The sequence below is a fragment of the Streptomyces sp. NPDC031418 genome (assembly GCF_055581605.1).
In genome coordinates, this window is sequence record NZ_JBVIJC010000008.1 from 212,395 (window position 1) to 225,066 (window position 12,672).

Sequence of the window (12,672 nt, forward strand, 5' to 3'; positions counted from 1 at the left end):
CTCCTCGCACGGCCGGGTGCGATCAGTACGACTTGGGCAGGCCCAGGGTCTGGTGGGAGACGTAGTTGAGAATCATCTCCCTGCTGACCGGTGCAATACGAGCCACGCGCGCGGCCGTTATCAGCGAGGCGAGCCCGAACTCGCGGGTGAGCCCGTTGCCGCCGAGGGTGTGCACGGCCTGGTCGACGGCCTTCACACAGGCCTCTCCGGCCGCGTACTTGGCCATGTTGGCGGCCTCGCCCGCGCCGGTGTCGTCGCCCGCGTCGTAGAGGCGGGCGGCCTTCTGCATCATCAGCCGCGCCAGCTCCAGGTCGATGTGGGCCTGTGCCAGGGGGTGCGCGATGGCCTGGTGGGCGCCGATGGGGGCCTGCCAGACGGTGCGGTCGCGGGCGTACTCGACCGCCCGGGACAGGGCGTAGCGGCCCATGCCGATCGCGAACGCGGCCGTCATGATCCGCTCCGGGTTGAGGCCGGCGAACAGCTGGAGCAGACCGGCGTCCTCGTCGCCGACGAGCGCCTCGGCGGGCAGCCGTACGTCGTCCAGGGCCAGCTCGAACTGCTTCTCGGCCGCCTTCAGTTCCATGTCGATGGGCCGCTTCTGGAGGCCCTCGGCGTCCGTCGGCACGATGAACAGGCAGGGCTTGAGGCGTCCGGTGCGGGCGTCCTCGGTGCGGCCGACGATCAGGACGGCGTCCGCCAGGTCGACGCCGGAGATGAAGACCTTGCGGCCGGTGAGCAGCCAGTCGGTGCCGTCGCGGCGGGCGGTGGTGGTGATGCGGTGGGAGTTGGAACCGGCGTCGGGTTCGGTGATGCCGAAGGCCATCAGGCGGCTGCCGTCGGCGAGTCCGGGGAGCCAGGCCCGCGCTTGCGCCTCGGTGCCGAAGCGGGCGATCACCGTGCCGCAGATGGCCGGTGAGACGACGAGCATGAGCAGCGGGGAGCCGGCGGCGCCCAGCTCCTCCAGGACGACGGAGAGTTCGCTGATGCCGCCGCCTCCGCCGCCGTACGCCTCGGGCAGGTTGACGCCGAGGTAGCCGAGCTTGCCGGCCTCGGTCCACAGCTCGGTGGGCGGCTTGCCCTCGGCGACGGTCCGGGTGAGGTAGTCGCGGCCGTAGCGCCTGCCGAGGGCGGCCACGGCGGCGCGGAGGGCCTGGTGCTCTTCGGATTCGATGACGGGGGTCATGGGGCTCCTAGGAAGAGGTGTGCTGGACGACCGCCAGCAGCGTGCCGGGCTCCACCTGCTGTCCCGGCTCGGCGTGCAGCGCTGTCAGCGTTCCGGTGACCGGTGCCGAGATCTGGTGCTGCATCTTCATCGCCTCCAGCCAGATCAGCGGCTGGCCCGCTGTCACGGCCGTCCCCTCGGCCAGACCCTCCGCGACGCGTACGACCGTGCCGGGCATCGGGGCGAGCAGGGAGCCGGGGGCGAGCTGGGCGACCGGGTCGGGGAAGCGGGGCAGGGCGGTGAGGCGGGTGGCGTTGACATGGATCTCGTCGCCGTAGCGGGCGATGTCGAACCTGCGCTGCACGCCGTCCACGTCGAGGACGACCAGCTGCGCGTCGGTGTGCACGACGCGCACCCCCTCGGCCACGGGTCCCTGCCGGGTGTGGCGGTAGCGGACCTCGTGCTCCTCCCCCGCCCTCGCGTACCGCTTCACCTGCGGCTGCGCGGGAACGTTCCGCCAGCCGCCGAAGCGGGACCGGCCGTGGGCGTCGGCGAGGGCGGCGGCCAGCGGGGCGTACGCGTCGGGGGCGGGCTCGGTGAGGGTGGCGAGGTGGCGGTCGTAGAAGCCGGTGTCCATGCGGGCCCGGACGAACTCCTCGTGCCGCAGCGAGCGGACGAGGAGGTCGCGGTTGGTGACCGGGCCGTGCACCGCCGCCTGCTCCAGGGCTCCCGCCAGCTTGCGGATCGCCTCCGCGCGCGTGGGCGCGTGCGCGACGACCTTGGCGAGCATCGGGTCGTAGTGCACGCCGATGGTGTCGCCGTCGGTGTAGCCGGTGTCCAGGCGGACGCCGGGCGGTACGGCGAGCCGGTGCAGGATGCCGGTCTGCGGGGCCCAGTCCCGGGCGGGGTCCTCCGCGTACAGGCGGGCCTCGATCGCGTGCCCACGCGCGCATGGGGGGTCCTTTTCGAGGGCGCGGCCCTCCGCGACACGGATCTGTTCCGCGACCAGGTCGATGCCGAACACCGCCTCCGTGACGGGGTGTTCGACCTGGAGGCGGGTGTTCATCTCCAGGAAGTGGGGGCGCCCGTCGGCGACCAGGAACTCGACGGTGCCGGCGCCGACGTAGGAGACGGCGCGCGCGGCGCGCACGGCCAGGGTGCGCAGCTCGGCCGCGAGCCCCTCGGTGAGTCCGGGCGCCGGGGCCTCCTCGATCACCTTCTGGTGGCGGCGCTGGAGGGAGCAGTCGCGGGTGCCGAGCGGCCAGACCGTGCCGTGGGTGTCGGCGAGGATCTGCACCTCGACATGGCGGCCGTGCTCCAGATACGGCTCCACGAACACCTCGCCGTCACCGAAGGCGCTCGCCGCCTCGGCGCGCGCGCCCTCCAACGCGCCGGGCAGCTCCTCCAGACGGCGCACGATCCGCATCCCGCGCCCCCCGCCGCCCGCGGCCGCCTTCACCAGCACCGGCAGGTCGGCCTCGGTGACCTCGGTCAGCGGCGCCAGCCCCATCAGCCGCTTCGCCCGGGTCTTGGACGCCATCGCCTCGATGGCCTGCGGCGGCGGCCCGATCCAGGTCAGTCCGGCGGCGTGGACGGCACGGGCGAAGCCGGGGCTCTCCGAGAGGAAGCCGTAACCGGGGTGCACGGCGTCCGCGCCGGCGGACAGGGCCGCCTTCACCAGCAGGTCGCCACGGAGATACGTCTCGGCGGGCGCCGCCCCCGGCAGCCGTACCGCCAGATCGGCCACGCGCGCGTGCAGCGCGTCCGCGTCGGCGTCGGAGTGCACGGCGACCGTCCGGATCCCCAGCTCGCGGCAGGTCCGGACGATCCGGCAGGCGATCTCGCCCCGGTTGGCCACAAGGAGTGTCGAAATCACGTGATGCCTCACATCCGGAAGACGCCGAAGCCGCCCCGCGCACCCTCGTAGCGGGCGGTGTGGATCGCGGACAGGCACAGGCCGAGGACGGTGCGGGTGTCGCGCGGGTCGATGACGCCGTCGTCGTACAGCCGCCCGGACAGGAACATCGGCAGCGACTCGGACTCGATCTGCTGCTCCACCATCGCGCGCAGGGCGGCGTCCGCGTCCTCGTCGTACGGCTGCCCCTTCGCCGCCGCCGACTGCCGGGCGACGATCGACAGCACGCCCGCGAGCTGCTGCGGGCCCATGACGGCCGACTTGGCGCTGGGCCAGGCGAACAGGAACCGCGGGTCGTAGGCGCGGCCGCACATGCCGTAGTGCCCGGCGCCGTAGGAGGCACCCATCAGCACCGACAGGTGCGGGACGCGGGAGTTGGACACCGCGTTGATCATCATCGCGCCGTGCTTGATGATCCCGCCCTGCTCGTACTCCCTGCCGACCATGTAGCCGGTGGTGTTGTGCAGGAACAGCAGCGGGATGTCGCGCTGGTTGGCCAGCTGGACGAACTGGGCGGCCTTCTGCGACTCCGCGCTGAAGAGGATGCCCTGCGCGTTGGCCAGGACGCCGACCGGGTAGCCGTGCAGGCTCGCCCAGCCGGTGGTCAGGCTGGTGCCGTACAGCGGCTTGAACTCGTCGAAGTCGGAGCCGTCCACGATCCGGGCGATGACCTCACGCGGGTCGAACGGGGTCCTGAGATCGCCGGGGACGATGCCGAGCAGCTCCTCCTCGGCGTACTTGGGCGGCTCGGCCGGGCCGGGGTCCGGGTACGCCTTGCGGTGGTTGAGGCGGGCGACCACCCGGCGCGCCTGGCGCAGGGCGTCCCGCTCGTCCACGGCGAAGTGGTCCGCGAGCCCGGACACGCGCGCGTGCATCTCCGCGCCGCCCAGGGACTCGTCGTCGCTCTCCTCGCCGGTGGCCATCTTCACCAGCGGCGGCCCGCCGAGGAACACCTTCGCCCGCTCCTTGACCATGATCACGTGGTCGGACATGCCGGGGACGTAGGCGCCGCCCGCGGTGGAGTTGCCGAAGACCACGGCGACGGTCGGGATGCCGGCGGCGGACAGGCGGGTGAGGTCCCGGAAGAGGGCGCCGCCGGGGATGAAGATCTCCTTCTGGGAGGGCAGATCGGCGCCGCCCGACTCCACCAGGCTGATGCAGGGCAGCCGGTTGGCGAGCGCGATGTCATGGGCGCGCAGGGCCTTCTTCAGGCTCCAGGGGTTGCTGGCGCCGCCGCGGACGGTCGGGTCGTTGGCGGTGATCAGGCACTCCACGCCCTCCACCACGCCGATGCCGGTGACCAGCGAGGCACCGACGGTGTAGTCACTGCCCCAGGCGGCCAGCGGGGACAGCTCCAGGAACGGGGTGTCCGGATCGAGCAGCAGCTCGATGCGTTCCCGGGCGAGCAGTTTGCCGCGCGCGCGGTGCCGGGCGACGTACTTCTCGCCGCCGCCCGCGAGCGCCTTGGCGTGCTCCGCCTCCAGGTCGGCGAGCTTGGCCAGCATGGCCTCGCGGGCCGCGCGGTAGCCGGCGCTCGCGGGGTCCAGGGAGGTGCTGAGAACCGTCACAGGAGGGCCTCCGGAACGTCCAGGTGGCGGGAGCGCAGCCATTCGCCGAGGGCCTTGGCCTGCGGGTCGAAACGGGCCTGTGCGGCGACACCGGCGCCGAGGATGCCCTGCACCACGAAGTTCAGGGCGCGCAGGTTCGGCAGCACATGCCGGGTGACGGGCAGTTCCCGGCTCTCGGGGATCAGCTGCCGGAACCTTTCGGCGGTCAGCTCGTGCGCGAGCCACCGCCAGGCGTCGTCGGTGCGCGCCCACACCCCGACGTTGGCGTCGCCGCCCTTGTCGCCGCTGCGCGCCCCGGCGACCAGGCCGAGCGGGGCGCGGCGGGTGGGCCCGGGCGGCAGCGGGTCGGGCAGCGGCGGGGCCGGTACGTCCGTCAGGGGCAGGGTGGCCTGGGGCGGCGGCACAGGGATACGGCGGCCGTCGTCGAGGACGGCCACATGGTCGACGACGCCATGGGGGACGGCCACATCCTCGAAGACCCCATAAGGCGCACCCTTCCCGGGTGGCGCCAGCACATGGAAGCCCGGGTAGCTGGCCAGCGCCAGCTCCACCGCGGCCCCGCTCAGTGCCCGCCCCACCACCTGCTGGTCCGGGTCCCGTACGACGAGCCGCAGCAGGGCGCTGGCCGTCTCCTCGGTACCGGCGTCCGCCCGGTCGGTGCGGACCAGCTCCCAGCGGACCTCGGCGGGCGGTGCCTTGGCCAGGGCGTCGCCGAGCTGCTCGCGCACCAGTCGGGCCTTGGCCTCGATGTCGAGACCGGTGAGCACGAAGACGACCTCGTTGCGGAAGCCGCCCAGCCGGTTGAGCCCGGCCTTCAGGGTGGGCGGCGGGGCCTCGCCGCCCACCCCCTCGATCCGTACCCGGTCCGGCCCGTCCTGGGCGAGCCGTACGGTGTCCAGCCGCGCGGTGACGTCCGGCCCGGCGTACCGGCCGCCGCCCGTCTCGTACAGCAGCTGCGCGGTGACCGTGCCGACGTCGACCAGGCCGCCGGTGCCGGGGTGCTTGGTGATGACGCTGCTGCCGTCGGCGTGGATCTCGGCCAGCGGGAAGCCGGGGCGGCGCACGTCGGCCTCCTGGAAGAAGGCGTAGTTGCCGCCGGTGGCCTGGGTGCCGCACTCCAGCACATGTCCGGCGACGACGGCGCCCGCGAGCCGGTCGTACTCCCCCGGGCCCCAGCCGAAGTGGGCGGCGGCCGGCCCGGTGACCAGGGCCGCGTCCGTCACCCGCCCGGTGACCACGACGTCCGCGCCCGCCCGCAGGCACGCGGCGATGCCGAACCCGCCGAGGTAGGCGTGGGCGGCGAGGGTGTCGGAGGGGGTCCCCCCTGGTCGAGCGGGGCCCAGAACCTGAGGAAGGGCGCCGGTCAGATCGTCGCCCTCGACGTGCGCGACGCGCAGCGGAATGCCGAGCCGGGCGGCCGACGTCCGGACGGCGTCGGCGAGGCCCGCCGGGTTGAGCCCGCCCGCGTTGGTGACGATCCGCACCCCGCGCTCCCGGACCAGGCCGAGGCACTCCTCCAGCTGGCGCGGGAAGGTGCGGGCGTATCCGGCCGAGGGGTCCTTCAGCCGGTCCCGGGCGAGGATGAGCATGGTGAGTTCGGCGAGGTAGTCGCCGGTGAGGACGTCGATCTCGCCGCCGGTGAGCATCTCGCGCAGCGCTGTGAAGCGGTCGCCGTAGAAGCCGGAGAAGTTGCCGACGCGCAGGACCGTCACGCCTGGCCCCCCTTCGCCGGGCGGCCGCTGCCGGGCGGACCGGCGAAGGCCTGGGCGATGTCCAGCCAGCGGTCGGCGTCCGGGCCGGTGGCGGTCAGCGCGAGGTCCGCGCGGTGGGCCCGCTGGGTGACGAGCAGGCAGAAGTCCAGCGCGGGACCGGTGACGCGCTGCGGGGCGTCCTCCGGGCCGTAGCCCCAGATCGCGCCGGACGGGGGCGGGGCGGTCAGCTCCACGCGGAAGGCGTCGGCAGGTGGGGTGAGTCCATGGACGGTGAAGGCGAAGTCCCGGGTGCGCACACCGAGTCTCGCCACATGCCGGAGCCGGTCGGTGGGTGGGCGCATCACACCCAGCGCGTCGGCGACGTCCAGCCCATGGGCCCAGGTCTCCATAAGACGGGCCGTGGCCATCGAGGCGACCGACATGGGTGGGCCGTACCACGGCAAGCGCGCGTCGGGCGGGGCCGCGCGCAGCGCCCGGTCGAGGGCTTCGCGGCCCTCGCGCCAGGCCCGCAGCAGCTCGTCCGGCGGGCGCCGGGCGCCCTCCGCCGCACCCTCGTCCACGAACGAGTCCGGGGCGGTGAGCGCCTTCTCGACCAGCGCCTGGAAGGCGGCGGGGTCGGTGGCGGCCAGCAGCGCCGAGTGGTCGGTCCAGGCGAGGTGGGCGATCTGGTGGGCGAGGGTCCAGCCGGGCGCGGGGGTGGGAAGCGCCCACTGCGCGGCGCTCAACTCGGCCACGAGCAGGTCGAGTTCCTCACTCTCCGCACGCAGGTCGTCGATGACGGGCGTCGGGTCGGCCATGAGGGGAGCATGGCAGTGGGGGTGGAAACAATCAAGCGTGCTTGCATGGATTTCTGGCCGATGTAGGCGCCAAGGAGATGTGCGCTGACTCCATGTGCGCCTACGCCATGTGGGCCTACGACGTGGGGGCCTACGGCGTGTGGGCCTACGACGTGTGGGCGCGCCCCACCTGGGTGCGTACCGCGCCGATGCTCGCCGCGATGACCAGGGCGATGGCCGCCACCTGGGCCGGGGAGAGGGTCTGGCCGAGGATCAGGAAGCCGGCCGTCGCCGCGAGGGCCGGTTCCAGGCTCATCAGGATCGCGAAGGTGGAGGCGGGCAGGCGGCGCAGGGCCAGGAGTTCGAGGGTGTAGGGCAGGACCGAGGAGAGCAGGGCCACGGCCGCGCCGAGACCGGCGGTGGTGGGGTTCAGCAGGCGGGTGCCGGCCGAGGCGATGCCCAGGGGGAGGAAGACAAGGGCCGCGACGGCCATGGCGAGGGCCAGGCCGTCGGCCTGGGGGAAGCGGCGGCCCGTGCGGGCGCTGAAGACGATGTAGGTGGCCCACATGGCTCCGGCGCCCAGGGCGAACCCGACACCTACGGGATCGAGGTCGCTGAAGCCCCCGCCGCCGAGCAGGAAGACACCGGCCAGGGCCAGGGCCGCCCATACCGCGTTGATCGCGCGGCGGGAGGCCAGCACGGACAGCGCGAGCGGGCCGAGGACCTCCAGGGTGACCGCGGGACCGAGCGGGATGCGGGCCACCGCCTCGTAGAAGAGGCCGTTCATCGCGCCCATGGCGAGGCCGAAGGCGACCACCGTGCCCCAGTCGGTACGGGAGTGGCCGCGCAGCCGGGGCCGGCAGACCAGGAGCAGGACGACCGCCGCCGCGACGAGGCGCAGGGTGACCACGCCCAGCGCTCCGGCCCGCGGCATCAGCGTCACCGCGAGCGCGCCGCCGAACTGCACCGAGACACCGCCGGCCAGGACCAGTCCGACGGGGCCGAGCGAGCCGAGGCGCCGCGGTGCGCGGGCGGTGGCGGTGGCGGTGGCGGTGGCGGTGGCGGTGGCGGCCGGGGTCGGGGTGGCGGTGCCGGAGGGGGTCACGGGCGGTCCAGGTGCTCGATCGGGCTCGTTCAGCGGGATGTACTACCTGGTCCAGGTTAGGGAACCCGGACAGGTGCGTGAACCCTTTATGCAACTGTCCCACATGCTGACATCGACTATCCGGCGAGACCTCCCCCCTCCGGCAGCGGTATGCGCAGTTCGCCCGTTATGAGCCTGGAGGCTCGTCCAGCGCCTCCGCCAGTACCTCCGCCAGGTGGCGGCCGCGCACTCCTGCCAGTTGCTCCAGTTGCGTACGGCAGGAGAAGCCGTCCGCGAGGACCACCGCCTGGGCCGGGGCGCTGCGCACGGACGGCAGGAGCTGTTCCTCCGCACAGGCCCGGGACACCTCGAAGTGACCTTTCTCGAAGCCGAAGTTGCCGGCCAGGCCGCAGCAGCCCCCGGCGAGTTCGCCGCTGAGTCCGGCGGCCTCGCGCAGCCGGCGGTCGGCGGTGTCGCCGAGGACCGCGTGCTGGTGGCAGTGGGTCTGTCCGGTGACCGGGCGGTCGACGGCGGGCGGGGTCCAGTGCGGAGCGTGGCGCTCCAGGGTCTCGGCGAAGGTGCGGACCGCGGAGGCGAGGTGGGCGGCACGGGGGTCGTCGGGCAGCAGCTCGGGCAGGTCGGCGCGCAGGGCCGCCGCACAGCTGGGTTCGAGCACGACGACCGGGACCCCGGCCCGCAGCACGGGTTCCATCAGGTCCAGGGTGCGGCGCAGCACCGCGCGGGCGCGGTCGAGCTGGCCGGTGGAGACATAGGTGAGCCCGCAGCAGACGCGGCCCCGGCGGGCGGCCAGCAGCGCGGTCGCCGAACGGGTCCGGCCGTCGCCGATCGCGCCCCGGCGCGGCAGCAGCGTCGGCGGCAGGGCCACCCGCAGCCCGGCGGCCTCCAGGACGCGGACGGCGGCCCGCCCGACGGACGGGGACAGATGCTCGGTGAAGGTGTCCGGCCACAGCACCACCAGGTCCCCGGCGCCTCCGGCCGGTGCACGCCGCCGCCACCAGCCGCTGAAGGTGCCGGTTGCCAGCCGGGGCAGGTCCCGCTCGGGGGTGATCCCGCCCAGGCGTTTCGCCACGGCCGCCAGTGCCGGTACGGCGGCGAGCGCGTTGACGAGGGGGGCCGTGCGGGTGCGGGCGACGGCGCGCAGCCACTCGGGCAGCCGGCCCATGGTGTGGTGGGCGGCGGGACGGCGGCGGCCGGCGTAGTGGTGGTGCAGGAACTCCGCCTTGTAGGTGGCCATGTCGACGCCGACCGGGCAGTCCGAGCGGCAGCCCTTGCAGGACAGGCAGAGGTCCAGGGCGTCCTTGACCTCCGGTGACCGCCAGCCGTCGGTGACCAGTTCACCCGCGAGCATCTCGTGCAGCAGCCGGGCCCGGCCCCGGGTGGAGTGCCGCTCCTCGCCGGTGGCGCGGAAGGAGGGGCACATCACGGCGGGGCCGGAGACGGACGTCGTACGGCACTTGGCGACGCCGACGCAGCGGCGGACGGCCGCGCGGAAGTCGCCGCCGTCGGCCGGGTAGCCGAAGGCCACCTCGACCGGCTCGCGGGGCAGCACCGAGAAGCGCAGGTTCTCGTCCAGCCGGGCCGGGCGGACCAGCATGCCGGGGTTGAGGAGGTCGTCGGGGTCCCAGACCGCCTTGGCCCGCTCGAAGAGCCGGACCGTCTCCTCGCCGTACATGCGGGGCAGCAGCTCGGCCCGTGCCTGGCCGTCGCCGTGCTCCCCGGACAGCGAGCCGCCGTGGCCGACGACCAGGTCGGCGAGTTCCTCGGAGAAGCGGCGGAAGCGGCCCACGCCCGCCTCGGTGAGGAGGTCGAAGTCGATCCGGACGTGGATGCAGCCGTCGCCGAAGTGGCCGTACGGCGTGCCGCGCAGGCCGTGGGCCGCCAGCAGGGCGCGGAAGTCGCGGAGGTAGGCGCCGAGCCGGGCGGGCGGCACCGCGCAGTCCTCCCAGCCGGGCCAGGCCTCCGCGCCGAGTCCGCGGGCGGGCGCGGGCAGGTCGGGGGTGTGCTGCCCGTCGGGAAGGGGCGGGAAGGAGGTGTCCCGCCCGTCGGGGACGGACCGGCGGGGGGTGCCGTGGGGAATGCGGGTGGCCGTGCCGCTCGCGTCCTCGCGCATGCGCCACAGGGTGCGCTGGGCGGCCGGGTCAACCACCACCGACGCGTCCAACACGTCGGCCGCGCGGACGATTTCCTCCGCACGCGCGCGTGCCTCGGCCGGCGACTCCCCGCCGGTCTCCACGAACAGCCAGGCACCGCCCCTGGGCAGCCCGGCCGGTGAGCGCACCAGGTCGGCCGCCATGCCCTCCACGGTCAGCGGCCCGAGGGGCAGCAGCCCGGCCGCGGCCTCGGCGGCGGCGCTCTCGTCGCCGTACCCCAGCACGGCCAGGGCGCGGGCGCGGGGTGCCGCCACCAGCCGTACGACCGCCTCGGTGAGGATGCCGAGGGTGCCCTCGGAGCCGCAGAAGGAGCGGGCGACGTCGGCGCCCTTCTCGGGCAGCAGCGCGTCCAGCGCATACCCCGAGATACGGCGGGGCAGGTCCGGGAAGCCCGTGCGCAGCCGGGCCAGCTCGCCCTCCGCCAGCTCCCGCAGCCCGTCCGGCGCCCCGGCCCAGCCCTGCCCGAGCCGCAGCCGCCGCCCGCGCGCGGTGAGGACGGACAGCTCCCGCACGCTGTCCGCGGTGGTGCCCCAGGCGACCGAGTGCGAGCCGCAGGAGTTGTTGCCGATCATCCCGCCGAGCGTGCACCGGCTGTGGGTGGACGGGTCCGGGCCGAAGCGCAGGCCGTGCGGGGCGGCGGCCTCCTGGAGCCGGTCCAGCACCAGGCCGGGTTGTACGACGGCGGTCCGCGCCTCGGGGTCCAGCTCCAGCAGCCGGTTCATGTGCCGGGTGAAGTCCAGCACCACCCCGGTGCCGGTCGCCTGCCCGGCGATCGAGGTCCCCCCGCCGCGCGCCACCACCGGCACGCCGCGCGCCCGGCACACCTCCAGTACGGCCGCGACGTCGTCCGTGTCACGGGGGGCGACGACGCCCAGCGGGACCCGCCGGTAGTTGGACGCGTCCATCGTCACGAGCGCCCGGTTGGTGACATCGAACCCGACCTCGCCCCGGACGGCGCCGCGCAGCTCTGCTTCGAGACCCGTGAGATCCGTGAGATCCGTCATGCGTCCAGGATGCGCCCGATCACGCTCCGTCACCGAAACTTTTCCACAGGGCCGCCCCTATCGTCGTACAAATTCACAAGTCCACAGACCGTCGATCTCGTCTCATCGGACGGACACCGTTCCATCCGGTTTCACCCAGCCGATACCCTCCGACTCGTGGCCGACATCCAGATCCCCGCTGACATCAAGCCCGCCGACGGACGCTTCGGTGCGGGCCCCTCCAAGGTGCGGACCGAGGCGCTGGACGCCCTCGCCGCCACCGGTACGTCCCTCATGGGCACCTCCCACCGCCAGGCGCCCGTCAAGAACCTGGTGGGCCAGGTCCGCGAGGGCATCAGCTCCCTGTTCTCCCTGCCCGAGGGGTACGAGGTCGTCCTCGGCAACGGCGGCTCCACCGCCTTCTGGGACATCGCCACCCACGGACTGATCGAGAACAAGTCCCAGCACCTCAATTTCGGCGAGTTCTCCTCGAAGTTCGCCAAGGCCGCCAAGCTCGCCCCCTGGCTGGCCGAGCCGACCGTCATCGCCGGCGACCCGGGCACCCACCCGGAGGCGCGGGCCGAGTCCGGCGTCGACGTCTACGCCTTCACCCACAACGAGACCTCGACCGGCGTCGCCATGCCGATCAAGCGGGTCGAGGGTGCCGACGAAGGCGCGCTGGTCCTGGTGGACGCCACCTCCGGCGCCGGCGGTCTCCCGGTGGACGTGTCCGAGACCGACGTCTACTACTTCGCCCCGCAGAAGTCCTTCGCCTCCGACGGCGGCCTGTGGATCGGTGTCTTCTCCCCGGCCGCGATCGAGCGCGCCGAGCGCGTCCACGCGTCCGGCCGCCACATCCCGGAGTTCTTCAGCCTGCCGACGGCGATCGACAACTCCCGCAAGAACCAGACGTACAACACCCCGGCCCTCGCCACCCTCTTCCTGCTGAACCAGCAGCTGGAGTGGCTCAACGGCCAGGGCGGTCTCGCCTGGTCCGCGGCCCGCACCAAGGACTCCTCGACCCGCCTGTACACCTGGGCGGAGGAGTCCAAGTACGCCACCCCGTTCGTCACCGAGCCGGCCAAGCGCTCCCAGGTCATCGGCACGATCGACTTCTCCGACGAGGTCGACGCGGCCGCCGTCGCCAAGGTGCTGCGCGCCAACGGCATCGTGGACACCGAGCCCTACCGCAAGCTCGGCCGCAACCAGCTGCGCATCGCGATGTTCCCGGCGGTCGACCCGGCCGACGTCGAGGCACTGACGCACTGCATCGACTACGTCATCGAGAAGCTCTGACCTCT

8 protein-coding genes are annotated in these 12,672 nt (G+C 73.7%); 1 reads left to right on the forward strand and 7 read right to left on the reverse strand.

Translation table 11 applies throughout. From position 1 onward, the window contains the following. Positions 1 to 22: 22 nt before the first annotated feature. From ACZ5CZ_RS13740 to ACZ5CZ_RS13770, 7 genes are all read right to left on the reverse strand, one after another. Positions 23 to 1,183 (reverse strand): acyl-CoA dehydrogenase family protein, encoded by a 1,161-nt coding sequence (locus tag ACZ5CZ_RS13740; RefSeq protein ID WP_468942434.1) that lies wholly within the window; start codon positions 1,181 to 1,183, stop codon positions 23 to 25. Positions 1,184 to 1,190: 7 nt separating this feature from the next. Further along, positions 1,191 to 3,038: an acetyl/propionyl/methylcrotonyl-CoA carboxylase subunit alpha gene (locus ACZ5CZ_RS13745; RefSeq protein ID WP_468942437.1), complete on the reverse strand. Its 1,848-nt coding sequence runs from the start codon at positions 3,036 to 3,038 to the stop codon at positions 1,191 to 1,193. An 8-nt stretch (positions 3,039 to 3,046) separates the two neighbouring features. Continuing rightward, a complete protein-coding gene (locus ACZ5CZ_RS13750; protein ID WP_385842037.1) occupies positions 3,047 to 4,645 on the reverse strand; it encodes an acyl-CoA carboxylase subunit beta in 1,599 nt (532 codons plus the stop codon). Continuing rightward, positions 4,642 to 6,357 carry an acyclic terpene utilization AtuA family protein gene (locus ACZ5CZ_RS13755; RefSeq protein WP_468942440.1) on the reverse strand — a complete coding sequence of 572 codons (1,716 nt, stop codon included), beginning with the start codon at positions 6,355 to 6,357 and terminating at the stop codon, positions 4,642 to 4,644. Before ACZ5CZ_RS13755 ends, ACZ5CZ_RS13750 begins: the two co-directional genes overlap by 4 nt. After that, positions 6,354 to 7,154 (reverse strand): TIGR03084 family metal-binding protein, encoded by an 801-nt coding sequence (locus ACZ5CZ_RS13760; RefSeq protein ID WP_468942442.1) that lies wholly within the window; start codon positions 7,152 to 7,154, stop codon positions 6,354 to 6,356. The genes ACZ5CZ_RS13755 and ACZ5CZ_RS13760 overlap by 4 nt, the downstream gene beginning before the upstream one ends. Before the next feature lie 145 nt (positions 7,155 to 7,299). Further along, entirely contained in the window at positions 7,300 to 8,238 is a 939-nt protein-coding gene (locus ACZ5CZ_RS13765) for an EamA family transporter (protein ID WP_468942445.1), read from the reverse strand. Between the two features lie 166 nt (positions 8,239 to 8,404). After that, positions 8,405 to 11,392, reverse strand: coding sequence for an FAD-binding and (Fe-S)-binding domain-containing protein (locus tag ACZ5CZ_RS13770; protein ID WP_468942447.1), 2,988 nt, complete (start codon positions 11,390 to 11,392; stop codon positions 8,405 to 8,407). Between the two features lie 156 nt (positions 11,393 to 11,548). Between ACZ5CZ_RS13770 and serC the strand changes: the two genes are divergently transcribed. Then, a complete protein-coding gene (serC, locus tag ACZ5CZ_RS13775) occupies positions 11,549 to 12,667 on the forward strand; it encodes a phosphoserine transaminase (protein ID WP_468942450.1) in 1,119 nt (372 codons plus the stop codon). Positions 12,668 to 12,672 lie beyond the last annotated feature (5 nt).